We start from the raw sequence: 21,779 nt of genomic DNA, 5'->3' as shown, positions 1-21,779 counted from the left end.
CGCCAAGAGGTCATACCTGTGTCGGCTTGATGTTGCCGACAGAAATCGCACCCGACAGGATACCCCTTACAAGTCCCGGCCGCCCTCTTTCGATCTCGACGACACTATAGAGCTTTTCGGATCGAAACGGACTTGCCGAGGCCGTTGTCACATCCTCGGCCGGAGCTGCGTCTATTTCCATGAAGTCGAGTTCGCCGCCGGCCGCGACGACGCGCGCGTCCCCTGAGGTGCGTGCCGCCACGACAACTTCCCCTTGCGAGGGTGCGTTTGCCCATCGTGGATCACTGGCAGAAGCGATGGGAACCAACCGGTAAACATTGAGGGTTTCGGTTCGACCGCCTGATGCAACAGTCTCTGCATCCGCCATCTGCGCTTTGCTTTCGACCGATTGGCCGACCGTCGTCCCGCTGACGCGGGGATTGCTCGGATCAAGGTCGTCTTTCGGATCACTGGACATTTGGCTCTCCGCTTTTGTCAGAATGGACCTTCGTAACGGTCGACGAAGGATCCCGGTTCCCCCAAGGACAACCCTTTTGCAGTCGCATATGCCATGCAGCGCGCGGAACCCTCTTCGCGCTCGGTCGTTCAGCACCAATGTTCGAAGGTTTCACGCTCAAAATGATCGAGGTGTCCGGTGCGACGTTGCGCGTGCGATATGGCGGACGGGGAAAACCACTTCTGCTCTTGCACGGGCACCCGCGCACGCATGCGACGTGGCATCGGGTGGCGGCGACGCTTGCTCCCGACTATTTCGTGGTCTGTCCGGATCTCCGCGGTTTCGGCCAGTCGTCGATCCCTGCAGATATGCCCAACCACACTGGCTCGTCAAAAAGAGCCAAGGCTCTGGATTGCATCGAGCTCATGCAGCGATTGGGCTTCGATCGGTTTTCCGTCGCTGGGCATGACCGAGGAAGCTATACGGCCTTCCGGCTGGCGATGGACCATCCAGAAGCAGTCGAGCGTCTCATCATTCTCGACGGTGTGCCTATTATCGAAGCGCTGGAGCGATGCAACGCCAATTTTGCGAAGGCATGGTGGCATTGGTTCTTTTTCGCGCAACTCGAGACCCCCGAACGCGTGATCAATGCCGATCCAGAGACCTGGTACAAGGCCACGTCACAATACATGGGAGATGATGCCTTCGCCGATTTTCTGGATGCCATACACAACCCGCAGACTGTCCATGGAATGCTGGAGGACTACCGCGCCGGCGTAGCAATCGATCATCTTCACGATGCCGAAGACCGAAAGAACGGGAATCGGGTGCAGTCGCCGATGCTCGTCCTCTGGTCTCTCAAGGACGATCTCGAGGAGCTCTATGGAGACGTTCTCGGCATCTGGCGGCCGTGGGCTGGAGCCTCATTGAGCGGCAAGGGCCTGGTCTCCGGCCATCACATGGCCGAAGAAATACCCGAAGCTTTGGCGGCAGAGATGAAAGCGTTCCTCGGATGAACCGCTCCCGCCCTATCGAGGGCCGATTCACTCGCCCCCCGCGGCCTGAGAAAGCCGTATTTCCCGAGCCGGCACAACCGAATCGATCATGGCTTGGAAATGCTCCGCATTATCCTAGCTTCCGGGGGGGCAGGAAATTCGAGTTTGACTAGCTCTGTCCTCGCTTCAAATCAGAAAGATCAGTTCGCGTAGAGGCGTGCGGAGCGCCGCACAAGAGGTGACACGGAGCCAATGGCCTCGGATTTACTGCGCGTCGGGCCGAGCTTCATCACTCGACCATCCGATATCGCTTTGGCCTCCTGCGGAACCTTTTTCATTCCAACCGCTTTGAAGCGCCGAGCGCTCGACGGTTGCGGCAGGCGACATTGGACAAGCCTTCCCTGCAAGCCCTTTCAGTGCTGAACAGTGGCTCGGGCAGCGCGCTGCTCGCACCACCACCCTTACAAGGAGACGGCTATGGGTCGCGGTATTTTGCTTTGGCTACTCGGTGTTCCGATACCGATCATCATCCTTTTGATGCTCTTCATGCGATAGGAGGCCGAGATGGAAACTTCCGTACTTGCCGATGTCTCAGCGCCGACGGAATCGTCCGCCTCCGGCGTGAACTGGTCGCCGATCATTGCCGGCGCCTTCGCAGCTTCCACATTGACCCTCATCCTTATGCTGGTGGGGTCCGGATTGGGTCTCACGATGGTTTCGCCCTGGTCGGGTCAGAGCGCGAGCATTACTACCTTTGCGGTTTCCACGGCCGTCTGGCTGATTGTGGTCCAATGGCTTTCGGCCGCGTTTGGCGGCTACCTGACGGGCCGGCTGCGGACAAAGTGGGTGGGTGTCCACACAGACGAAACTTTCTTCAGGGACACGGCGCATGGTTTTCTTTCCTGGGCCCTCGCGACGCTCGTCGTGGCCTTCTTCTTGGGTTCTACCATCTCGGCGGTGGTAGGCAGCGGCGTACAAGCGGCCTCCACCGTGGCCTCGGGTGCCGCGATGGGCGCCTCCTCGAGTGCGGGGGGCGGGACCGGGAACGATAGCGGCGGCGGAATGACATCCTACTTCGTCGACGCCCTGCTCCGCCCGACCGACCCCGCGCGGATCGCGGCACCAGGAGCGGAAGGGGACACAACGGCCGCAGCTCAAGCTTCCCGGATCTTGGTCGAAAGCGCGGCTTCCGGGCAAGTCGCGCCAGACGACAGGACCTATCTGGCTCAACTCGTCGCGGCACGCACGGGACTTTCGCAGGCCGACGCCAGCGCGCGCGTCGACGCGGTTCTGGCCCGGATCGAGCAAGCGAAGGTGGATGGGCAGAAGGCAGTCGACGACGCCCGAAAGGCCGGTGCCACCTTTGCCCTTGTTGGCGCGCTTTCACTCATCATCGGCGCATTCATTGCTAGCGCAGCTGCCGCGTTAGGTGGGCGTCAAAGAGACGAGGAGGAAGCGCTCTTTCTCAGCGTGAGCCCGGACAGGTTTTAAGACCGCTACCAGAAACCCAATTGGGCTTGGGCGAAGCTTTGCGCCCAAGCAATTTCGGGGAGACGTCCCATGGCGAAGCTCAAAGCGATCGCTCTCAATGCCACTTTGAAGCCCTCCGGCGGAGAATCCTCCTCTACCGACCGGATGCTGGATCTCATTGCCATATCCATGCAGGAACTGGACGTGACGACAGAGCGCATTCGCCTGGCGGACCTGAACATTAAACCTGGTGTCCTGTCGGACGAAGGAGAGGGAGACGAGTGGCCGGACGTGCGTCGGAAGATCCTTGACGCCAATATTCTCGTTGTTGGAACACCAATCTGGATGGGACAGCCATCGAGCGTAGCCAAGCGTGCGCTGGAGCGGATGGACGCATTTCTGGAAGAGACCGACAAACAGGGCAGGATGGTTTCCTACGGTCGCGTCGCGGCAGTGGCTGTCGTTGGCAACGAAGATGGCGCCCATCACGTTTCTGCCGAGCTCTACCAGGCGCTCAATGATGTCGGTTTCACCATTGCAGCCAATGCCGTTGCCTATTGGGTGGGAGAGGCGATGGGCAGCACGAATTTCGTCGATCTTGCCAAGGTGCCAAAGGTGGTGAAAACCGCAGTCGAGATGCTTGCCCGCAACACGGTTCACCTAGCGAAACTGATGAAGGAAAACCCCTATCCAGCCGAAACAAAATAGCGGGTAGCAGCTGCCGTTCATGCGAAGAACTCGAGTTGATGTGAACCACTCAGCCTAGAACTTGATCACGCCAACGTTCAGTGACGCACGCAACCTCGCGTGCACCGGCGCAGCACGACAGCGTGCGATGAATTCAGGCGGTGCCTTCTGGCCATAGTGAGCCATCACTTCTGGCATTAAGATCCTCTCCCCGGCGAAGGCAAGATACCTTACCAACGCTCCTGTGATGATGGGCCCAGGCCGAATGACCCGACAGTAAAAGCCCGCTCGAGCAGCTTCCTTGTACAGCTTGGGAAAACTCATATCACGCATCTTTTCACCCAGGATCCGGCATGGCATCCGCGGTGCTGTCGCTTCCATGACGAGGTCGCCTACGATGAAGCGATCGCCGATCGCCACGGTCTGGTTATCCAGTCCTTCGAAGCAAAGATTTTCTCCGAGGAGCCCGTGATCGATGGTCCTGTTCAGTGTGTATTGCCACCACAACCGGGTCAGGTCCCCCTCAACGTACACCGCCTGCTCCGGTCCGCCGTGGTGCTTCTGGTTGCACACGGCGTCGCCTTCGACACCTCCGCCTCCCACGAACTTGCTTTCATTCGTCGGATTTTTATTGATTCCGGTTTTTGCCTTCTTGCCCGGTCTACCTTCCGCCTTGCCGACGCAGACCGCAAGAACCTTCAGAACCCTCGCGCTGTCCGGCACCGGTTCTTCGCGATGTGCGGGGTTGTGAATTCCATATAGCGCAGTGCCCATGACGCGACGCCCTCGATCCGCGCCCAACGCTCAACGGACCTTCTGCGGTTGGTGTGCTCCCGGCACGCGACGGTTTGAATTTGGAATGGTCTCAAGCACCAATCTCAATTCGATCAGCAAAACACGCTCCTGGTCAAAGACCTGTATGCCGATCATCGATATGGGGTGCCGCGGGAGGCCGTCGGCCGCCATCTCAGCCAGAGTCACTTTTGCCTCAGTAATGGCTGCCTCCTCATCGGGGAATTCGAACCCCCGATCTTCGGCACTGAAGCCTTCCTGGTCGGTGGTTCGGAAGTAGAACATCGGCAAAGTGACGTCCTCCTAATGGCTCGTTCCATTCAACAACGCGGTGGTCGGGGCGGCACCGAGCCAATGCTCGCCCTTGATGGCAATCACCGATTGTCAAACGACGGCGGCGCAAAGTGGTTCCGTGCCGCGCGTAAACGAAAGCCGCCGCAAGGTGGATGGAGCGACGCGGCCAAGGGCATCCATCGTTCGCTGAACCTCGCGCGCCGGTGAACGGAACATTTTACAAAACAGCGGGTTTGCTGGGGGTCAACGCGACGACGAGGCGCGCCGAGCACGACCCCATAAACCATGAAGGCCTTGACCATGACATACGTTGCATCCCCAAAAACCCCGAAGGGAAGCGCGGAACGGTCCTCCGACTGTTTCCGATGTGTTTCAGCAACCCTCTCGACCATCGGTCCCGCGGGATCTCTGCCGGCCAACGAGGCCAGTTTGATTTCGGCCGCCGTCGAAGCCGGCTGGGAAGAAGAAGAGGTGCGCACGGCGATAAAGGAAGCTCGCTCGGTTAGCGCGGATGGGAGCGGGAATATCGGAGGAATTACCGGCCGGCTTTCCGGATCTTCCGCGACAGAAATAGCAAACGCACCGTTGGACGCTGGCCGCGAGTCGGCGAAGGGCATGCACGAGAGCGCTAAACAGGAAGAGCGGCGGATCGAAGAGCTGAAAGGGAGCCCCCTTCTCAAAGGCGAGGAACGCTTCGAGGAACGATCGAAAAGTTCCGACGGGAAGAGTGCGGGAGAGAAGCAAGACCCGGGTGAATGATCCTGGCAGCGTTGGCCGCGCATGAACTGTCGCGTGAAAACCTGCCAGAGGGGTGTCTCATCAACTTTCCCACTCGAAACCGATGCTTTTACGTGCTTCGCGCTGAAACTCACGGCCGAGCTAGATCTGCAATGCCTAAACCGGAGAAAGATGTGCCCGCAGAAGCCTAATCGACAGCTTTTCCGAGCGTGTCAGCGACATATGCGCCACGTTCACCCATCAGCAAAGGCTTACCAGTGGTGGTATCGACCGCCGTCTGGTGTTCAAGTTCGGCATTCAAAAGAGCACCGATGATTAAGATCACCGTGGAGATCCAGACCCACATCATGAACCCCGCCAGCGCGCCAAGAGCCCCGTAGGTCGCGTTGTAGTTCGCGAAATTCTCCAGATAAAAGGAAAAGAGCCAGGATGCGGCGAGCCACATGATGGCGCTGAACACCACGCCCCAATTCAGCCAGCGCACTTTGGCCCGTTCGCGACTTGGGCCGTACCGATAGATTGTGGCCGTCCCCATGGCAGCGAGGAAAAGGATCGCGGGCCAGCGTATCACTCTTGTTAAGGTTTCTACCCAGCGATCCAGCCACACATAGGCAAGCAGAGCAGGAATGATCCCGATCAGGAAGATGAGGATCGCAGCAAACATCAAGGCGGCAAGGGTGAAGGCGAGGCAGAAGAGCGTTCTGGCCACGAAGCTCCTTTTCTCGTGTTCACCGTAAGCAACGTTCATGGCGTCAAAAATCGCCGACATGCCGTTGGCTGCACTCCACAGGGAGATCAAGAGACCGCCGGCAAATCCGAAACGAAGCGTGGTGGTCTTCTGCGCCGTCAAAGATTTCAGCTGATCGGTGATTAATCCGTAGGATCCTGGCGGCAGAAGATCATCAAGCACATTCATGTGCGCGCCGATGTCGTTCGGATCGGCGATGAACCCGTAGACGGACACCAACGCGCCAAGTGCCGGAAAAAGAGCAAGCATAAGATAGAAGCTGACCCCTGCCGCGATGAGGAAAACACGCTCTTGCGAGACCTCTTCCACCACGCGCCAAAGGACATCGCGCATGCCCTTGGCCGGTATTTCCTCCGGCTTTTCAGCCGTTCGCCCTCTCCCCGGTTCGGCGGTTTCCAGTTGCTCCGTCACGTCGACCTCTTGGCGCTTGCGCAAGTATTCTTTGCGTCGAAATAGCCGGCAGGTATCGCTTTGCAGCGCCGCGCTGTCCGATGCCATGGGTGTCAGCCGGGGAAGGTGAAAACGAGGATCGGCGCGATCACCGCGAAGGCTGCAATCAGCGCGGCCATTTCAACCCTTATGTGACGCTGGGTATGACGACGCATGGCAAAAAATCCTCCACATAGCGGCGAAGATGGAAACGGGACGCCCGACCTTCGCAAATGTTCACTGACCGCAGGATTTTAGATTGCATGATGGCGCCTCGCCTGTCTTGTCTAGGTAATACTTCGATAACAATGATAGCGCCCCAGAATACCCCGCCATTTCTCCGGGTGTTTCATAAACCCCAGAGGAGTAATCATTGCGCAGTTGCGATGCTTTATTTTCTCGCGAAGATGAAGGCTCGTGAGCGTAGTTTCTGCTGGCAGCGATCCGCCATTCACCTGGGCACGCGAACTGCCGGCATTGAAACACGGAACAGAAGTTGGACCGGCGGCCACCGGGAATGAAACTAATCGTTCCCGCCATCCGGCGCGGACAGGACACATACGGGCACCGGCGGGATTGCCGCGCCTTTGCTGCAAACGTCGCGCATAAGCGAATTGGGAACAGGCGACTGAAAAGCTCGTTATCTTTCCGGCAGCACTGAGGAGCGAGTTATGTCCGATCCAACCAACTTCCCACGTCTTTCAGATGAATTGGAGGCCGGGCTGACGGCTTACATGACCGACCCTGATGTTGGCTCGCCATCTGCTAGTCGAGCTGCAGCTATTGAAACGATTTTGCGGGATTGGCTGGTCGCGCATCGATATATGCCTGAGGTCCCGAAACCCGTGCCGGTCCGATTGGACTCGCAGGGCATCAATCGCGAGGAAGTGCAGTACCCGGGATTCATCAAGTAAAGCCTGCGCATCGCCGCGCGGCTTGAAAGTCGCGCCGACAGAGTATGCTTCCGGAGACATGTCAAAGTGAATAGTCGAAGCGCACGTCCGAGCGCATGATGCGCCCATTGCTGACTGCAAAAGGGCGCTGGCGACTGGGAGATCAGAAGCGCTTTCGCCCCATCCGGAGGAGATTGCGCCATGTTCGATCGACAGCAATCTGGTTACATCCTACCTGAAGGTTTCTCTGTCGTATCTAAGGTTTTCGACAAGATTTTGGATGCCCGGAACATCTCCAGACACAGTGAGGAAGGCGAGCGTCTCGCGCGACACGCCCTCATGCTCTACATGGGCGGGATAAGTGGACCGCTAGAACTTGAACATCAGCTTGGCGACCCTTCGCACGACTACCGAGAGGAAAGAGGCAAAGCCCAGACCACTATCGTAAACTTGCTGTCTGAGTTGTTGGCGCACGCGCGAAGCTTATGCCCCTCATACGAGGCAGCCACGGATCTTACCGAGCAGACACTGGAATATGCCATCGAACACGTCGATGAGTTCGGGGACGGCTCAGATGTCAAAGAGTGGCTTGTCAGGATGATGGTGGAAATTCACTTGCGCCGCAGCCACCGCCTGCCGTGACCGTCGCTCCCGGCCTTCGGACATTGGATGTTTTCAGATCGGGTGAAGCCAAGTTTGATTTGGCCGTTCTCCAGCCCGTAAACGACAGCGCAAGTCGAGCAGCTCCGGCCGCGCGCTGCAGAATGGGACACCGCACGCCACTCGTTGCCGCATCAACGATCCTGAGCGGTTTTGGCGGCTTGCCGCGGACAAACATCCGGCGCGACGCGCTGGCGCCCTGTAGAGGCGTTCGCGCTCGGCGATACCGGAAGCCGTCAGCGGACCTAGGGCGGGAACTTTAACGCGTTCCGTTTGTTCACTTTCCAACTGGAAAGGAAGTCAGGATGAACAAACCAAACCACGGCAAAGACCTTGTCAGACCGATCCCCGATCCCATCGAGAAACCGCGGCCGCCAGAGATGGATCTGGAACCGATTCCGGCGCCGGACTTGTCGGGAGCAGATGCCGATGAACGGCGGGGCGAGTACCTCCCGTTCCGAGCCGCGACGAAGCCAATATGGAGCCGGATGACGCGCTCCCAGCAGATGACGAGGAAGAGATCATCGGACGACGACCCTGCCCGTGAAAAGACCCGGTTCGACGAAGAAGTTCCCAAAGAGCAGCCGGTAACTGGTAGCGCTCAGGGCGGATTATGCCGACGGAAGTGTCCCCAGGCCTGCGCCGCTATCCGTCACCATGATGATGCGTGACAGCGACGTTCGGTTGCTCGGCAGCACCCTGCGGCCTCCACCGCTCCTGGCCTGTGGCAGCTTCATTGGTCGCGCCACACACCGCGGCGAAAGCAGATCGGCTTCGGCCTGAAGGCGGACAGGCTGTGGTTCCCGCAGCATCGCACCCATAAGCCACCGGCCTTAATCGTGTGGGGACCGAACGACAATTACATGCAGGCGTCAGCGAGAGCCTGTCTGCGCGATCTCCAATGCTTTCATGCGCGGTAATCTCTTGGGTTAGGCGGGAACATTCCCGGGGTTCTCGGGTTGACGCAGGCACCGTTGGCGTACGGTTGCGTCAGGAAAGGATTGCAATATGAAATGGATTCCGATCACCGCCTTTTTCCTGGCTGGATCCGCCTTCGCCCAGAGCCCCGAGCTGGAGCAGGCCTGCATCTCTGTCGCGAAGAACTTCTTCATGGCCGACGCATTGAATGTCGGTGTCGTGCAGTCCTTCCCGGAACTCAAACCGCCAGGCGTACGGTTCAAGTATTCCGAAAGAGCCGACACAAAGAAGGCCGACATGTCTGACACCTTCGACTGTGAATTCGACCAGGCCAAAACCCCAATGAAGATCCTCCGCTTTTGCGTCTCGCGAATTTGCTACTCCACCGACCAGGAAGATGGCGAACGAAGACGCCGGTTCGAAGAGATGCAGGTCCTGACGCAAAGAGGCTCCAAGCCATAATCGCGGCTTCGGCCTTCATCATAATGATTTCATCGAGCATGGCCCGTACTGCCATGGCGTCGCGGCCGAGCGCCTGCATTCCCACGGCCAACGCCTCCTCTGCTCGCAACGATGTGTACACATACAGGGGCCGTGGCCGTTTTACGCGGGGCTGGTCTGGCGCGTCGCTAACCTGCATCATTTTCCTTCTAAAAGCGCAGACTGTAAGACGCCTTTCGTGACGCAGGAAGCAGGTCCGGATACTGACGTGCCGATAGCACTCCTTCCGAAACCTACCCCGCTATAGTGACCTCTTAGAGCTTCACCGACGCATTGTCGCCCAAGTCGGGTTTGGCGCCGCTGATCGCTGCTGTCGCCATCTTGATGTAGCTGATGACAGTTCCGGGACTATCCCAATATTCCGCAAATGAGGGATCGACCTTCAAGACCCGGATTGCGGGATCGTCGGGGCTATCCCACCAAGCCTTTGCGGGAAGAGAAAAGAGTTGCCTGATCTTCGTCCTGTCGTTCTGAATTGTGGCCGTTCCGGATATTGAAACGTACTTCTGGCCCTTCGGATCTGCAAAGGCCAGGCAGACTGCGGGATTGCCGGCGATCTCATCGTCCTTGTGGCTGGCATCATCGGTCAGGAAGTAGAAAGCGTTGTCGTCCCGCTCGATGTGGGCCGACATCGGTCGCGCGCGAAGATCACCTCCCGTCTGGGTGGTTAGCATGCAGAAGCCTATATCTTTGGCCAGTTTCCAAATCTTGTCCTGGTCGTTCGCGTTCTGTGCCATTGCCATTTTCCTTCTTTGAAAAACTGAGAACTGTCGCAGCACATCGAAGTTCCACTTGAACCTCGGCAGAGGTGTTTGATGCTTTCAGTTCGCAGCCGTTCGCGCGCCAGGGCGCCATTTGCTGTGCGGGATAAAGGAGACGGAAAATTCGATCAGACCCGATTACCGGCGGCAGTTATTGGTCATCTCAACTCCGCTTTGCCAATCGACGGGTCACGAAAGGCTGGGCGATCACGGAAAAATCAAGCCCGCACGGAACCAGCGATGCCTGCCTTCGTTTATGCATCGGGTCCGGTTGTCGATCTCTCCGGACCCGTTGATGACACCGGAAACTCATGGCCTCGTCAGTCGCCTTTCGGGGCCATCTTTTTTCCGGCCCTTTCGAAAAGGTGAATTTCAATGACCACCAAAGATACCAACGCGACGCCCGAACAGGCGAAGCCGAAAGACACTCATCAACCCGCGAACCGCAGCAAACACCAAGACGAGGAGTCGGTGGCGCCGCCCACTGTACAGCCTGCGGGCGCCAAAGACACAAGTGAGAAGCCGGCCGTGAACCCAGTGACTGGCGTGGCGACGTAGCGGCATGCAGGGAACCCTTGCGAAACAACAAGGTTTGGTAGGCCGGGCTCAAGAGTTTCCATCCTACGAGCCTGGGCACACACCACCTCTGGCTCCGTCACCCACGGGGCCATCTTTTTACGAACAGCTCGGAACTCATTCACCGCGTCAACGTTTCTGAAGCATGGAAGCCCTGAATTCCCCGATCAGGGTGACCGCTTCGCAGAACTGAAGCCTTTATGAGCCCACATGGCCTCGTCTTCCCCTGGACGGGGCCATTCCTTGTCCGGTCCAGCAAATTTGTCGGGAACCGCAGGCTCAAAGGAGATGAACAATATGGGACAGATGCAGCTAGGTAGGGCTCGGTTGGCGATGGCACTGCCGCGCCATAGAACCCAACTTCAAGTTACGAGAGATGAGCGCCTGTTCAACATCTTCGAGGCATACGCTCGGGCGTCCTCGATACTGGAGAATCTTCTGCGAGAGATGCCCCGTCGAGAAGACCAGATATCCGAGTCTCGTCAGATCTGCCAAGATCTCCAAGCTGAGGTCATCGCTCGCCTCACCGTTACCGATGAAAGGCTGTTTCCGTGAGAAACTGCAAAAGTATCGGCGTTAACCTGGTGCCCCGAAATCCAAAGGGACATTTTCGCGCGGCGACGTCGGTGGAGCCGTTAACGCGACGCACCGCGCGCTAGCAGATGAGGCGTCTGGGCGGGACGTCGAGGGCCGTACCGATGGCATTGCCCCCGACACTTCGCCGTTACATAGGATCATTATCCTTCATCGCGTTCGACATGTGGGTCTTGCATTTGTCGGTGTCATTGGATGCGAGCGCTGCCTTTGCCATCGTCAATTCCTTGGAGGCGTAATCCTTTTTCATCTCGTCCTTCATGGCTTTAACGTCATTTTCAAGCTTTGCCATGTTGGACTGATTGCACTTGATATCAGACAGGGCGAACGCGCTCGGCCCTGCAAGGGCGGCCATCACAGCGGTTGTCATTAGGATCTTCATCATCGTTTTTCTCCACTTCGAAAGCATGTACCTCGTGCCAAGCGTCGACTTGCACCTTAGGTTTCTGCGGGGCGGACACAACCTCGTGATCGCCAGGCAGGATCCCCGCTTCTCACGGGGGACCGCGGTCCCACGGTTGGTACCGCCAAGGCACTGACTGTCCCAACGAAGGAAGGATACGTCTCGCACAACCTTACACTCGGGGTGGAATCTCCACACCTGGCACGGGCGTAATTGCGGGGGCCTCGTCGGGACCGACGTCAGGCTCTGGTTCTTCAATGGGGGGATCCGGCAAATCGGGTTCGTCCGGCGGCATGTCCGGTGGGAACTCGGGATCCGGCGGTTGTGGGATCGGGGTCGTGGGCATGTTTGTCTCCTCTATTGGAATCAACCGCGATGAGGCGTTGTTGTTCCCGCAGACGGACGTGCCCATTCGAAAAGATTGCATAAGAGCCTTGGGGCAAAGACATTACGGCGAGGGACGGAGGCGGATCATGCACAGGGTTGCTCAACAGTTCGAACTGTAGAATTCTCATCGCCGCTGAAAACTTGAGGCCGCTTTTGCCCCTCCGGAATTGGTTGTGCTGCAAGAACCACTGAAAGCGGCAGGGGTATCACGGTCTTGATGTTGGCGGCGTGATGGAGACCCGCCCAGCTTTCAGCGATGTGTCTGTGGGCATCGTGAAATGCCGCTGGTTTGACTTTGAAACGCACCACATCGAACGCGACCATCGCAGCCTCCTTGCGCTTGTTCAGTCCGCCAACTGCATTTCGGATATTTCTGGCCCCGAGCACCATGCCTCGGGCGACACAAGGCATCGAAACCGGAGCACGTTTGGTGAGCGGGAAAATCGAAAATTCGTTGCCTTCGGTTTGCAAAGTTTAATGCCAAGCGAATCATGAATCACTACCAATTGGTATGCACCAATTCTCTGCGCGGACACAGCTAGGGGGTCAGATTGCAAATCAAGGACTGGAGTACGGACGGGCGAGGCCATGTTCGAGCATCAGACATCATCGATTGGAAAGCGCAGGCCGTGACGGACGGCAGTGGCGACGTCCTGCTGAGGGTGGAATTTAGCGTGGACCCGCACCGAACAGACGTGTCGTCCCTGCAATTCAGATTGAACGAGCAGCAGGCAAGACACATCGGCGCGACGTTGAATTTGATCTCGACCCCGCCAGTGCAAGAATCCGATAGTTTTTTCCGGACAGCCTGATAGTTCGTTTTGACATGGGTCGTCTAAAAGTTACGAAGAGGCGCAGGCGACAGCCGTTTGGCGCACCGCACGTCGCGTTCGAAGTACACCAGCTACACTGGGTGAGATCTGAAGCATTGCTACCCAAGTATCTTGCACAACGACATGACGGTGCGGTGGGCGAGATTGAATTGACCGCGAACATCGCGGCAGCGCTCGCGATCCTCCCTTACTATCCTTCGCTCTGCTTCGATCTGAGCGAAGCCATCTCCTCGTTCCGCTTGAGCATCTCGTCAACGCGCGTGCACGCGAGCGAGGCATCGCCAATGCGAACCGCGATTGTTGGCAGCCGCGAACGGAGGGCAGGAGCGGCGGAAGCCCTTTACAGTCCGCGCCTTGAGCGACGGACTGTGGCTCGTCGTGGATGGGAATTCGACCTTGCTCAATGCTCGTCATTCCAATTGGCGAGCGGTACCTTGCAGGACCCAGTGATCACTCCCTCAGGCGCAAAATTTGTGAACATTGGTTATTCGCTTGTGGAGCTGACGTTTGCCGCGGCCAAAGCTCTCAAGGGCGCGGCGAACGGCTAAGGTGATACCGAACCCGGATCTAAGGTGGAGCGGCCTGCTTGAGAGAGGCCGTTCGAACCGCTTGAGCTGTGACGACCGCTCGGGCGGCGCCGACGCAAATGCGGAGGTTACTTTGAACGATCCGGTTGCTCCTGATCGAAACCGACGTCCCAATCCTTCGCGGGCTCTTTACTCCCCGGCGGGCTGCGATGTTCAGACATGTCCTCCGAGCCGGTTATGAGTGTAGGTTTCGCGCTCGATACACCGCTGCTTCGGCGATCCGCCTTCGACTTCGCAAACTGACCCTTTGCGTCCTGCTTCGCCGCCATCGCATCGGCCGGCCGGTTGCGCTCGGGATCTGAATTGTTTTCGCCCACTGCATCCCGATCCTGGTCAGGATCGTCCTTTGCCGGAAGATACCCGCGAGGCCTGCTTTCCTCCGGTCCTTCCCAACGAGGTGACTGATCCGTGGTCCCCGGTTTGCCGTCTCTCGGCTTCTCGATGCCCATAGCTACCTCCTCTTGGAAACTACAGCAAAACCAGCCCGCAACCCGGAGGTTCCGTCTCGGCAGGAACTTTTGCGCGCCCGGCCCGAACAGATGGGGAAATGTGTGCTCAACCTAGGTCGGCCGCGTTGCTACCAAAAGCGGGCGCTATGGGTTAGATCGAGGGCAACCGACACGGATCACGACACGGTTGGCGTGCTGCGGTCGGCGGGCAAAAATCCGTCTGACGCGCACGAGCGAGTCGGCAGCTCTGATGGCGTCTGAACGCCATCCGGACTGTGCTATCGGGGCCAGGTTGACGCTATCCCCTCAGTCCCTGACGTGAGTTTTCCGGTCCGCCGTGGCGACCGAGGCATCAACCGCTTCCATCTCAACCACGATCTGACGTGCAAGGGCTGGGTGCATTACCTGGCCCGACTACGTAGGATCCATCGATAGCAAGCCGTTCTCGCACACGCGATCGTCGTCCGAACCCAAATGACTGATTATCGGGTATAGGCATATGCCCTCGAGGGGGCACACCCGCTCTCATAGCGGCCCTTGCCTCTTCAGCAACATATTCGAGCCATTCAGAACGGTGGTCTCCTTCACAGCCTGTTTCGGCGATCAGCATCGGCCTCCCGTAGCGGGAATAGGTCTCCACGAGAATTTTATGAAGGGGCTTGTGGAGGGGGTGATCCACGTCGATCGGAGCGCCGCCGTGTATCCACTGGTTGTTGTGATAGTAGTTGACGCCAATGATATCAAGATATCGTTCCGCTCCCCCAAGTGCGGCCATAAGCGGCCTGCTATCATGTCCCAGCCTTGGTATTGGGCAAGCCGATGCCCCTCCGCAGCGGCGCGGTCGTGAGGCCGGTCGGCAGCCGCGACGATGTGGATCACGGGGTCGCAATGTACGAACCGTGCGCGAGGGTCGACGCTGAGGATGGACGCCCACGCGCGCAGGCGTTCGGCCCTCGGTGGGACTGCGCGCGCGGGTGGCCAACCGTCCTGATAGTCGCTGATGACAACGAGTTTCCGCTTTGACATAGGCACACACATCGCCTTACGAGCGTCGAGCCGACGTTCGTGGAGTGGTTGGTTCGATAGTCGAGGGATCTCGATCGTCGCCATGGAACCAGCTTTCAGTGTGTTTGTTCTGAGCGCCGCGAATTTTGTATTCATTCGTCCTTATATACGGAGCGACATTGCACCTCGAACGCGCCAACGTCGTGGATCGAATTGGTGCGCAGGCGCTCCAACGACCTCCGCGCCAAGGGCGTCGTGGAACAAAACTGCGCTTCTCGGACTTTTGATCACCATCGCCCTCCAAGGCGATCTGCTCGGGAAGTTAGGAGCCGGCCATGAAACAGAACGATCCCGGTTTGAATGATCCCAGGACCTATCCGATGACCGATGGCGTTCGATCAAGGAAGGTCAACGTGCTGGAATCCCTGTACAGCGATCACTACGATCTGACAGAATTCATTGGAAAATACGGCTTGTCACCGATTGAGGCGCGAGAAATCCTCGAACGTATCGGTCCCGCGCGCTCTTCTCTCGATGCCTATATGAAGCAACGATTAACGGAATGATTGCCTAGACGAGCGCACACACGTCGCACGCTCATTGGACGCCGTGCTTCCCGGGCGGCGACTGGATCCGGTCATCATTTCAGCATTTCTGTCCAGAGCCCGGTTCAGTCATCTTGGTGTGCTGGTGAGCGAGCACGCTTGCTGGAGTGATATTGGCCACGGCGGCCTGAAGCTTATTTTTTCAATCCGCTGACGACATCACCTTCGCCATCAAGCAACGCATCGTAGCCGACCCTGGCAACCTCAGCGGGATCATTCTTTTCCGACTGGCCGATCGATGTGTCCATAAGTTGGGCGCGCCTGAATTCCGTTTCCGTCGCGCCCGGCATCAGGCAGCTAACGGTCACCCCGGTGTCCTTAAGTTTGTCGCGCAGGGCGAAGGAGAAGCTGTTGATGAAAGCCTTGGTGCCGTTGTAGACCGCCTGGTACGAGCCAGGAATGAATTCGGCGATAGAACCGGTCAAATGGATGCGGCCGCCGCCGCTCGCCCGCATCTGTTTGCCGATCTGCTGAACGAGATAGATCGTCCCGATGATATTGGTATTGACGACTTTGCGCGCTTGCGCGAAGTCGTGATCGAGAAAACCTCTACCAAAGCCGCGGCCCGCATTGGCCATGAGGAGAGCCACAGGTCGCCCCGCCGCTGCGTTCTGTCAGCAGGTCAACACCGTCGATTGTGGAAAGATCAGCCTCGACGGCTTCGACGGACATGCCCAATTGTTGCAATCGGAGACAGGCGTCTTCGATGGACGCTTCATTGGCCGCGATGACGAGATCGTAGCCATCTTGCGCGGCGCATTTCGCTAGTTCGTATCCGATACCGGTCGAGGCTCCCGTCACAACGGCGAGGCCTTGAGGAGGTCGCGTCAGCCATGTTCTTTCTCCCTAGGGCCGCAGCACGACTTTGATGCAGCCATCCTGTTTGTCGCGAAAAGTCTTGTAGAGATCCGGCCCGACGCCCGGTGCGTGATGATGAAAGACGGATCGATTTCGCCGTTTTCGATACGTTGCATTAAAAGGGGGCAGGTAATGCTGAACCGGTGTCTGAGCCATCTTGAACGTCAGGCCGCGATTGATGGCTGACCCCATTGGAATCTTGTCGAGAAAGCCGCCATAAACGCCGACAATCGACACCGCGCCGAAATTTCGACAGCAATGGATAGCTTGGCGCAGAACGTGGGGCCGATCCGTCACCATGAAAGTCGCGACCTTGATGCGGTCGATCCGCGAGTCCCAGCTCGCGGCCGGGTCGGCTTCTGTGCCGACCGCATAGATGCAAGCGTCGGCACCCCTCCCTTCGGTCATTTCCATGATCTTGTCGTAGATGTCGTGATCCATGAAATCGAGCGTGTCGGCGCCTGACTGCTCCGCCAGTCGAAGTCGTTCCGGAACGGTGTCGATGGCGATCACCCTTCCGGCACCCAGGATGAAGGCGGATTTGATCGCCATCTGGCCAACGGGGCCGCAGCCCCACACAGTGATCGTGTCCTCCGGTTTTATGTCGCAGAAATCGGCAGCCATGTATCCTGTCGGAAAAATATCAGAGAGAAACAGCACCTGTTCGTCCGTCAAACCGTCCGGCACCTTGATCGGCCCCACGTCTGCATAGGGTACGCGCAAATATTCGGCGGCCGCCGCTGTAGCCACCGAGAAGATGGGTGTAGCCGAACAGGCCCGCCGGAGAATTTCCCCAGAGCTTGGTGACCTTTTCGGGATCGGGGTTGCTTCACTCACAACCGGAGAAGAAACCGCGTCGGCAGAAGAAGCACTCACCGCAGGAAATCGTGAAGGGCACGACGACGCGATCGCCAACCTTCAGCTTGCCGTTCTCCCGACCAACCTCAACGACCTCACCCATCGTTTCGTGGCCCATGATGTCACCGCGATGCAGGTCGGGCATCACGCCATTGAAGTGATGAAGGTCTGATCCGCAGATGGCGCATGCAATGACTTTGATGATCGCATCTCTGCCATCTTCAATTTCCGGGTCCGGCACGCTTCACATCGAATGTCGTGCTTGCCATGCCAAGTGAGTGCCTTCATTGGAGCCTCCAGAGGTGGAAACAAGCTCCAACTGTCAAGGAGGGTTTTCGCTCCATTGTTGGTTCATGAAGTTGACAAAAAGAACCAAGAAGCGTTCCTCACGTCGCCGACGGTCACCGGACAGATTAATCCGGCAGACGGATCGCAACCCAACCAAGGGGTCGAGGAGAATTGAACGCTCACACAGAAAACCTGCGGCTGAGGTAGTGGGAGCCCTGCGCCCCAAAACGCCAGGGCAGGTCCACAGCCTTGCGAATTCCGATGCGCGGTCCCCGACACACTTCCAATTCGTTCTGACCGGCAGAAAGTCGCAACTTGCTGGAAAAAAGCGATTGGCCGGAAAGACCAAGCGTTATCTCAAGCGCTTGGCAAAGACGCCCCGGTCCGGCGCACAAAATCCTGTCGTTCGAGGTCCGGCGCCTCAGCCGCATGATCTCAAGACCGATAGCCGGCTCAAGGGCGCGCACGAGGACCGCGCTTCCGGTTTGACACACGAAATTCAAGCATATGTGGAGGCCATAGGATCTGTAGACATAGAGCGTGCCAGGCGATCCGAACATCGGACTGTTTCGGGGAGTTCTGCCCCGATAGCTGTGAGACGCGGCATCGTCCTGCAGGTACGCTTCCGTTTCAACAATGGTGCCGCCTGCGCCGTCCGCTTCTAGAAATGTACCGATCAGATCTTCGGCGACGGTAACGGCGCCACGCGCAAAAAATGCCGAATTGATCATGCGTTTTTTTCCTTCGAAGACCCGCCCGGACGTCGCACCGGACATCAACGGCGTCGCGCGAAGCCTGTCCAAAAGTAACCGAGCGTGCCTCCAGCCAAGAGCGTCGGCATCATGTGTCGTCTTAGGCCCGCCTCAATAGAATCCACGCCAAGGATAACCTTAAACGCGGCGAGCTTCATCGGACGTGCGACGGCGTGTGGCTTGTTCGTTTGGCATTCTTGAGCCTCCTGCCTCGGTACTCCAACGAGGCAAAGGCGACTGTTGTTCCACCAATCGGAGCCGGATGCGCCCCAATGCAACGCAGGTAGCGCGCCAGGCTCGCGACTGTTCCGGATTGAGGCCGGGGTGCGCGGAACCATTCCGGCCTATCGGCGGACGAGCCGATGACGACACTTTGACAAGGGATCGTCTAGCTCTAGTTATCCCTCGATCGAGATCATGCACGAGCGCCAAGCTACTTTGCGAAGGCATGTTCACCGTCAACTTTTGCTGTTATCCATTCAGTGCGACGTTTTAAGCATTTGAGTAGTTAGCATGATCGTCGCAGGACCAGGGCGTTCAGCCGTGCCGCGCAATTTCCGCAACGCGCACTTGCATCGTCCAAGTAGGCTTCTAAGATCAGCTGAGGGGTTTGGAGCGACGGCTGCATGGACACGGGCAAGAGGCTGACGGTCTCAACCGCTGCCATGTCGTGGTGGTCATGTTTGCGGCGCTCGTCGTCCTGCTGTCCCTATGGATTTACGAAAGCTATCGCTCCTCCCTGCTACGGTCCGAAGAGTGTGCTGCAGCGGCGTCAAAGATTGTGGCGACCAACGCATCCTGGATTAACGCGCTAGCTATTCAGGCTCTTCGGCGCATAGACGACACACTAGGACCCACGCTCGGGGTCGCATCTGATGAGGTCGCCGATATCAACCTGGCAGTCGCAGACTTGCCAGGACAAGTCCAGGCTTACGTCGTTGATCGCAACGGCCGGACGCTGTTCTCCACAAACCCCAATATCAAACCCATCGATATTCGAGACCGCCCGTATTTCTCCGCCCTTGCGGCAGGAAAATCCTCCTTCCTCTCGGGCCTGCTCGTCAGCAGGCTGAATAATCAGCAGATTTTCGTCGTCAGCAGGGCGCCTGGAACTGGACGGAATATTTGCGGGCGCGGCGATGGTTTCTTTCGAAGGCAAGTTGCTCAAGGAAGTTTAGGAGGCGGTGTCCCTCGGGGGCAATTCGACGGTCAGCCTGATACGAAACATGGCGATCCCACCCGAGTGTTCGATCCCGAGACGGAATCTGCACGAGGGGTCGATCTAAAGATTGCCCGCGCCAAGCAGCCACTTAATCGTCGCTGAAAACGTCGAACGCCCGCCATCGGCGAGAAACAAGCCGTAAAGAACGGTCTGGCTCGATCACATAAGTCTCGTAGACGGGCCGACCAAATTGATCCCGAAATTGATGAGGCACAATACTGCCCACCGGCGCCTTCGTCAGCTTGGTGCGCGGTTGCCCGCCATAGGTAATACTGCCGGGGATCGGTTCGAGCTGCGGCGAAAAGCGGTAGGTCGTAATCCCGGCAGCGCAGCCGCAAAGAGAAGCGACAATTACCAGGGCAACAACAGCGATCTTCATGGCTTTAGTCCTCAGGTCATCAGCGTTGTCTTTGTCTTCCGTGGCAGCAGGCTATAAAGCTGCGCGGCGACGAGAAGTTCCAATAGCTCGAGGCTCTACAGGGCGTTGTTCGGTGATCTCCCTTGCTGCGGTGAGCCGTCTACCGCTCGGCAGCGAGATGGACCGGAGTTCTTGAAGACAATAGAACTGCAGGCGACCATGCCCGGGGCTGATTGTTACTCGTCCCCGAACGCAAAGGGTCAGATTTGGGCTTAGGACCTGTCAGCCGGTACATTATGCGACCTGAACACACAAAGCCAGAACAAGCTAGAAACCGCGGCGCCGCGCAGAGCTCTTTCGCACCTCGTTCATGTGCCACATGAGGCGACCGGCGAAGACTGCGATAAGGGTGGTCGCCGCGCCGCCAAACCAAGCATTAAGGCAGGAGTCGTAATCAGTGCGCTTCGAATGAGCGCGGCCCGCCGCTTCATTGTTCTGCCTTTCAATCTTGGTTGGCGGGCTGTGGAACTTCAACGCCGGCGAGTGTGACGGCCCTTAGGAGCATCGTAGGCACTGACCTGGTTGGCGCCCGAGGGGCGACGCCGGAAGATCAGCGAAAGATAGACCGGACTGCCGTCGGCATCTGTGCGGCGGCGATCTGGACGAAGGCGGAATGCGAGCGGCACGGGGAAAATCGCTGACATGCAGGAAAAGTACACGTCACTCATCGAGCTGCTGAATGCCAGGTGGCGGACTGCGCGCGGTCCGCGCGGATCTCGATGACGAGCCAGGTGAGACCGGCGAGCACGAGCCCGACGACGACGATGCGCTGCCACATCTCAGCGGGCCGGCGCGCGGTTCACCGACCGACGGCCGGTGGCGAACATAATCAGGGCGACGGAGCCGACGACGATCAGCAGCGCGGCGATGCCGGCGGCATAGGGATTATTGACGCCCAGCACCGCCGAAAGACCAGCGCCGCCGAACAAGCCACCGACCGTCGTCACCACCGTTCCGCTCTTTCCGGCCGGCACGTCGTCGGCCGCCGCCACTGCCGGCTTCACGTCCGCTATTTCAGCCGCTGATCGAGCCGCCTCGAGCGCGTCGAGGAGGCTTCGGTAATATCCGGCGATCAGCTTCGCCTTGTCAGTGCTGATGATGCGTCGCGCGTCGACCGGATCGTTGTCGACCTGGTTGAAATAGTCGGCGAGTTTCTGGCCGGTGAAGAGCCCCTCGATCATGCCATCGAAGAGGACACGGATCGCCGTCGGCATCTCGGCGGCCTTCTCCGGTGTTTTGGCAAGGCCGAACTTCTCATAGTTTTCCTTGCCGGTAATCTGCGGCAAGCCCCGGCCGCCATAGAGCCAGCCGTCATCGGGAGCCGTGTTGCCGAGCCGGGCGCCATAGACCTTGTTAGCCAGCTTGCGCGGGTTTCGGGCAAAAGGCTTGGCGCTGGCGACCGTCGGAAAGCGGGTCGGCCAGACCTCGGTGAGGCGCTCGGCCGAATAGTTCAGGTGTTCGGTGACCGGCTGCATCGTTCCGCCGGTTCGTGAAAGACTGTCGCCAGCATGTAGGCGAGATGCCGATTGTCGATCACGTTGCCGATCGACTGGCGCCGATCCCACTCGTCGAGGATGGCGTTCATGCCGTCGATCTAGCTGTGTTTCAGGCGGCCGCCAAGA

General features: G+C 58.3%; 25 protein-coding genes and 5 pseudogenes. 14 read left to right on the top strand and 16 right to left on the bottom strand.

Annotated features, from left to right (window positions below; all coding sequences use genetic code 11):
• Positions 1-10 precede the first annotated feature (10 nt).
• Entirely contained in the window at positions 11-457 is a 447-nt protein-coding gene (locus IB267_RS17610) for a hypothetical protein (protein WP_192448758.1), read from the bottom strand.
• Between the two features lie 137 nt (positions 458-594).
• Here IB267_RS17610 and IB267_RS17605 point away from each other — a divergent pair, with 137 nt between their 5' ends.
• From IB267_RS17605 to IB267_RS17595, 3 genes are all read left to right on the top strand, one after another.
• Positions 595-1,452 carry an alpha/beta fold hydrolase gene (locus IB267_RS17605; RefSeq protein ID WP_192448757.1) on the top strand — a complete coding sequence of 286 codons (858 nt, stop codon included), beginning with the start codon at positions 595-597 and terminating at the stop codon, positions 1,450-1,452.
• A gap of 543 nt (positions 1,453-1,995) precedes the next feature.
• Complete coding sequence (locus IB267_RS17600; protein WP_192448756.1) at positions 1,996-2,922, top strand: hypothetical protein; 927 nt, start codon at positions 1,996-1,998, stop codon at positions 2,920-2,922.
• A gap of 69 nt (positions 2,923-2,991) precedes the next feature.
• Positions 2,992-3,609, top strand: coding sequence for a flavodoxin family protein (locus IB267_RS17595; protein ID WP_192448755.1), 618 nt, complete (start codon positions 2,992-2,994; stop codon positions 3,607-3,609).
• Positions 3,610-3,663: 54 nt separating this feature from the next.
• Here the strand turns inward: IB267_RS17595 and IB267_RS17590 are convergent, their stop codons facing one another.
• Together IB267_RS17590 and IB267_RS17585 are read right to left on the bottom strand one after the other, a co-directional pair.
• The gene (locus IB267_RS17590) at positions 3,664-4,362 is read right to left on the bottom strand and encodes an MOSC domain-containing protein (RefSeq protein ID WP_246810689.1); all 699 of its coding nucleotides are present in this window, start codon (positions 4,360-4,362) and stop codon (positions 3,664-3,666) included.
• Positions 4,363-4,392: 30 nt separating this feature from the next.
• The gene (locus IB267_RS17585) at positions 4,393-4,665 is read right to left on the bottom strand and encodes a hypothetical protein (RefSeq protein ID WP_371742589.1); all 273 of its coding nucleotides are present in this window, start codon (positions 4,663-4,665) and stop codon (positions 4,393-4,395) included.
• Positions 4,666-5,244: 579 nt separating this feature from the next.
• On the opposite strand from IB267_RS17585, the gene IB267_RS33955 reads away from it, so the two are divergent.
• Positions 5,245-5,433, top strand: a complete 189-nt coding sequence (locus tag IB267_RS33955; protein WP_371742588.1) for a hypothetical protein — start codon at positions 5,245-5,247, stop codon at positions 5,431-5,433.
• 166 nt (positions 5,434-5,599) lie between these two features.
• On the opposite strand, the gene IB267_RS17575 is transcribed toward IB267_RS33955, so the two are convergent.
• Positions 5,600-6,658 carry a YihY/virulence factor BrkB family protein gene (locus IB267_RS17575; RefSeq protein ID WP_192448753.1) on the bottom strand — a complete coding sequence of 353 codons (1,059 nt, stop codon included), beginning with the start codon at positions 6,656-6,658 and terminating at the stop codon, positions 5,600-5,602.
• A 602-nt stretch (positions 6,659-7,260) separates the two neighbouring features.
• Here IB267_RS17575 and IB267_RS17570 point away from each other — a divergent pair.
• The 4 genes and pseudogenes from IB267_RS17570 (at position 7,261) to IB267_RS17560 (ending at position 9,522) form a co-directional block, all read left to right on the top strand.
• Positions 7,261-7,503, top strand: a complete 243-nt coding sequence (locus IB267_RS17570; protein WP_192448752.1) for a hypothetical protein — start codon at positions 7,261-7,263, stop codon at positions 7,501-7,503.
• Positions 7,504-7,683: 180 nt separating this feature from the next.
• A complete protein-coding gene (locus IB267_RS17565) occupies positions 7,684-8,124 on the top strand; it encodes a sigma-70 family RNA polymerase sigma factor (RefSeq protein WP_192448751.1) in 441 nt (146 codons plus the stop codon).
• Positions 8,125-8,843: 719 nt separating this feature from the next.
• Positions 8,844-9,041 (top strand): annotated as a pseudogene (locus IB267_RS33375) (alpha/beta hydrolase); the annotation flags it as partial.
• Positions 9,042-9,150: 109 nt separating this feature from the next.
• Positions 9,151-9,522 carry a hypothetical protein gene (locus tag IB267_RS17560; protein WP_192448750.1) on the top strand — a complete coding sequence of 124 codons (372 nt, stop codon included), beginning with the start codon at positions 9,151-9,153 and terminating at the stop codon, positions 9,520-9,522.
• A 293-nt stretch (positions 9,523-9,815) separates the two neighbouring features.
• Here IB267_RS17560 and IB267_RS17555 read toward each other — a convergent pair whose 3' ends face one another.
• Positions 9,816-10,298, bottom strand: coding sequence for a pyridoxamine 5'-phosphate oxidase family protein (locus tag IB267_RS17555; protein ID WP_192448749.1), 483 nt, complete (start codon positions 10,296-10,298; stop codon positions 9,816-9,818).
• Between the two features lie 399 nt (positions 10,299-10,697).
• Here IB267_RS17555 and IB267_RS17550 point away from each other — a divergent pair, with 399 nt between their 5' ends.
• Positions 10,698-10,880 carry a hypothetical protein gene (locus IB267_RS17550; protein WP_192448748.1) on the top strand — a complete coding sequence of 61 codons (183 nt, stop codon included), beginning with the start codon at positions 10,698-10,700 and terminating at the stop codon, positions 10,878-10,880.
• 742 nt (positions 10,881-11,622) lie between these two features.
• Here IB267_RS17550 and IB267_RS17545 read toward each other — a convergent pair.
• Together IB267_RS17545 and IB267_RS17540 are read right to left on the bottom strand one after the other, a co-directional pair.
• Positions 11,623-11,877, bottom strand: coding sequence for a hypothetical protein (locus IB267_RS17545; protein WP_192448747.1), 255 nt, complete (start codon positions 11,875-11,877; stop codon positions 11,623-11,625).
• 489 nt (positions 11,878-12,366) lie between these two features.
• Positions 12,367-12,753, bottom strand: coding sequence for a hypothetical protein (locus IB267_RS17540; protein WP_192448746.1), 387 nt, complete (start codon positions 12,751-12,753; stop codon positions 12,367-12,369).
• A gap of 80 nt (positions 12,754-12,833) precedes the next feature.
• Here IB267_RS17540 and IB267_RS17535 point away from each other — a divergent pair, with 80 nt between their 5' ends.
• Together IB267_RS17535 and IB267_RS17530 are read left to right on the top strand one after the other, a co-directional pair.
• Positions 12,834-13,094 (top strand): hypothetical protein, encoded by a 261-nt coding sequence (locus IB267_RS17535; RefSeq protein WP_192448745.1) that lies wholly within the window; start codon positions 12,834-12,836, stop codon positions 13,092-13,094.
• A gap of 155 nt (positions 13,095-13,249) precedes the next feature.
• Entirely contained in the window at positions 13,250-13,663 is a 414-nt protein-coding gene (locus IB267_RS17530) for a hypothetical protein (RefSeq protein WP_192448744.1), read from the top strand.
• Between the two features lie 107 nt (positions 13,664-13,770).
• On the opposite strand, the gene IB267_RS17525 is transcribed toward IB267_RS17530, so the two are convergent.
• From IB267_RS17525 to IB267_RS33370, 3 genes and pseudogenes are all read right to left on the bottom strand, one after another.
• Entirely contained in the window at positions 13,771-13,971 is a 201-nt protein-coding gene (locus IB267_RS17525) for a hypothetical protein (RefSeq protein WP_192449262.1), read from the bottom strand.
• Positions 13,954-14,151, bottom strand: a pseudogene (locus tag IB267_RS33950) (hypothetical protein); the annotation flags it as partial. The pseudogene IB267_RS33950 and the gene IB267_RS17525, both read right to left, overlap by 18 nt.
• Positions 14,152-14,580: 429 nt before the next feature.
• A pseudogene (locus IB267_RS33370) lies at positions 14,581-15,081 on the bottom strand (glycosyl transferase family 1); the annotation flags it as partial.
• A gap of 410 nt (positions 15,082-15,491) precedes the next feature.
• Between IB267_RS33370 and IB267_RS17520 the strand changes: the two are divergent.
• On the top strand, positions 15,492-15,722 hold the full coding sequence (locus tag IB267_RS17520; RefSeq protein ID WP_192448743.1) for a hypothetical protein: 231 nt from the start codon (positions 15,492-15,494) through the stop codon (positions 15,720-15,722).
• A gap of 79 nt (positions 15,723-15,801) precedes the next feature.
• On the opposite strand, the pseudogene IB267_RS17515 reads toward IB267_RS17520, so the two are convergent.
• From IB267_RS17515 to IB267_RS17505, 3 genes and pseudogenes are all read right to left on the bottom strand, one after another.
• Positions 15,802-16,592: pseudogene (locus IB267_RS17515) on the bottom strand (SDR family NAD(P)-dependent oxidoreductase).
• A gap of 15 nt (positions 16,593-16,607) precedes the next feature.
• Positions 16,608-17,765: pseudogene (locus IB267_RS33365) on the bottom strand (zinc-dependent alcohol dehydrogenase).
• A 179-nt stretch (positions 17,766-17,944) separates the two neighbouring features.
• Positions 17,945-18,496 (bottom strand): DNA-3-methyladenine glycosylase, encoded by a 552-nt coding sequence (locus IB267_RS17505; protein WP_192448742.1) that lies wholly within the window; start codon positions 18,494-18,496, stop codon positions 17,945-17,947.
• 700 nt (positions 18,497-19,196) lie between these two features.
• Here IB267_RS17505 and IB267_RS17500 point away from each other — a divergent pair.
• Positions 19,197-19,841 carry a hypothetical protein gene (locus IB267_RS17500; protein WP_192448741.1) on the top strand — a complete coding sequence of 215 codons (645 nt, stop codon included), beginning with the start codon at positions 19,197-19,199 and terminating at the stop codon, positions 19,839-19,841.
• Here the strand turns inward: IB267_RS17500 and IB267_RS17495 are convergent.
• Positions 19,828-20,118, bottom strand: coding sequence for a hypothetical protein (locus IB267_RS17495; RefSeq protein ID WP_192448740.1), 291 nt, complete (start codon positions 20,116-20,118; stop codon positions 19,828-19,830). The two genes, IB267_RS17500 and IB267_RS17495, sit on opposite strands and share 14 nt — an antisense overlap.
• Before the next feature lie 491 nt (positions 20,119-20,609).
• Between IB267_RS17495 and IB267_RS33360 the strand changes: the two genes are divergently transcribed.
• Positions 20,610-20,798 carry a hypothetical protein gene (locus tag IB267_RS33360; RefSeq protein WP_246810688.1) on the top strand — a complete coding sequence of 63 codons (189 nt, stop codon included), beginning with the start codon at positions 20,610-20,612 and terminating at the stop codon, positions 20,796-20,798.
• A 138-nt stretch (positions 20,799-20,936) separates the two neighbouring features.
• On the opposite strand, the gene IB267_RS17490 is transcribed toward IB267_RS33360, so the two are convergent.
• Entirely contained in the window at positions 20,937-21,632 is a 696-nt protein-coding gene (locus tag IB267_RS17490; protein ID WP_192448739.1) for a chitinase, read from the bottom strand.
• Positions 21,608-21,742 carry a hypothetical protein gene (locus IB267_RS33730; protein ID WP_256436948.1) on the bottom strand — a complete coding sequence of 45 codons (135 nt, stop codon included), beginning with the start codon at positions 21,740-21,742 and terminating at the stop codon, positions 21,608-21,610. The genes IB267_RS17490 and IB267_RS33730 overlap by 25 nt, the downstream gene beginning before the upstream one ends.
• Positions 21,743-21,779: the final 37 nt, after the last annotated feature.

Source organism: Ensifer sp. ENS09 (genome assembly GCF_014852425.1).
Classification (GTDB): domain Bacteria; phylum Pseudomonadota; class Alphaproteobacteria; order Rhizobiales; family Rhizobiaceae; genus Ensifer.
Note: the sequence above shows the minus strand (reverse complement) of the source record. Positions and strands in the feature narration are given on the sequence as shown.

Bases quoted from the DNA above. Each gene is read 5' to 3' on its own strand.
- IB267_RS17525 (WP_192449262.1), bottom strand. From the start codon at position 13,971: ATGGCGGCGAAGCAGGACGCAAAGGGTCAGTTTGCGAAGTCGAAGGCG.
- IB267_RS17605 (WP_192448757.1), top strand. From the start codon at position 595: ATGTTCGAAGGTTTCACGCTCAAAATGATCGAGGTGTCCGGTGCGACG.
- IB267_RS33730 (WP_256436948.1), bottom strand. From the start codon at position 21,742: ATGAACGCCATCCTCGACGAGTGGGATCGGCGCCAGTCGATCGGCAAC.
- IB267_RS17545 (WP_192448747.1), bottom strand. From the start codon at position 11,877: ATGATGAAGATCCTAATGACAACCGCTGTGATGGCCGCCCTTGCAGGG.
- IB267_RS17505 (WP_192448742.1), bottom strand. From the start codon at position 18,496: ATGATCAATTCGGCATTTTTTGCGCGTGGCGCCGTTACCGTCGCCGAA.
- IB267_RS17585 (WP_371742589.1), bottom strand. From the start codon at position 4,665: ATGTTCTACTTCCGAACCACCGACCAGGAAGGCTTCAGTGCCGAAGAT.
- IB267_RS17560 (WP_192448750.1), top strand. From the start codon at position 9,151: ATGAAATGGATTCCGATCACCGCCTTTTTCCTGGCTGGATCCGCCTTC.
- IB267_RS17490 (WP_192448739.1), bottom strand. From the start codon at position 21,632: ATGCAGCCGGTCACCGAACACCTGAACTATTCGGCCGAGCGCCTCACC.
- IB267_RS17600 (WP_192448756.1), top strand. From the start codon at position 1,996: ATGGAAACTTCCGTACTTGCCGATGTCTCAGCGCCGACGGAATCGTCC.
- IB267_RS17595 (WP_192448755.1), top strand. From the start codon at position 2,992: ATGGCGAAGCTCAAAGCGATCGCTCTCAATGCCACTTTGAAGCCCTCC.
- IB267_RS17555 (WP_192448749.1), bottom strand. From the start codon at position 10,298: ATGGCACAGAACGCGAACGACCAGGACAAGATTTGGAAACTGGCCAAA.
- IB267_RS17570 (WP_192448752.1), top strand. From the start codon at position 7,261: ATGTCCGATCCAACCAACTTCCCACGTCTTTCAGATGAATTGGAGGCC.
- IB267_RS17575 (WP_192448753.1), bottom strand. From the start codon at position 6,658: ATGGCATCGGACAGCGCGGCGCTGCAAAGCGATACCTGCCGGCTATTT.
- IB267_RS17500 (WP_192448741.1), top strand. From the start codon at position 19,197: ATGTTTGCGGCGCTCGTCGTCCTGCTGTCCCTATGGATTTACGAAAGC.
- IB267_RS17520 (WP_192448743.1), top strand. From the start codon at position 15,492: ATGAAACAGAACGATCCCGGTTTGAATGATCCCAGGACCTATCCGATG.
- IB267_RS17590 (WP_246810689.1), bottom strand. From the start codon at position 4,362: ATGGGCACTGCGCTATATGGAATTCACAACCCCGCACATCGCGAAGAA.
- IB267_RS17610 (WP_192448758.1), bottom strand. From the start codon at position 457: ATGTCCAGTGATCCGAAAGACGACCTTGATCCGAGCAATCCCCGCGTC.
- IB267_RS17550 (WP_192448748.1), top strand. From the start codon at position 10,698: ATGACCACCAAAGATACCAACGCGACGCCCGAACAGGCGAAGCCGAAA.
- IB267_RS17565 (WP_192448751.1), top strand. From the start codon at position 7,684: ATGTTCGATCGACAGCAATCTGGTTACATCCTACCTGAAGGTTTCTCT.
- IB267_RS17495 (WP_192448740.1), bottom strand. From the start codon at position 20,118: ATGAAGATCGCTGTTGTTGCCCTGGTAATTGTCGCTTCTCTTTGCGGC.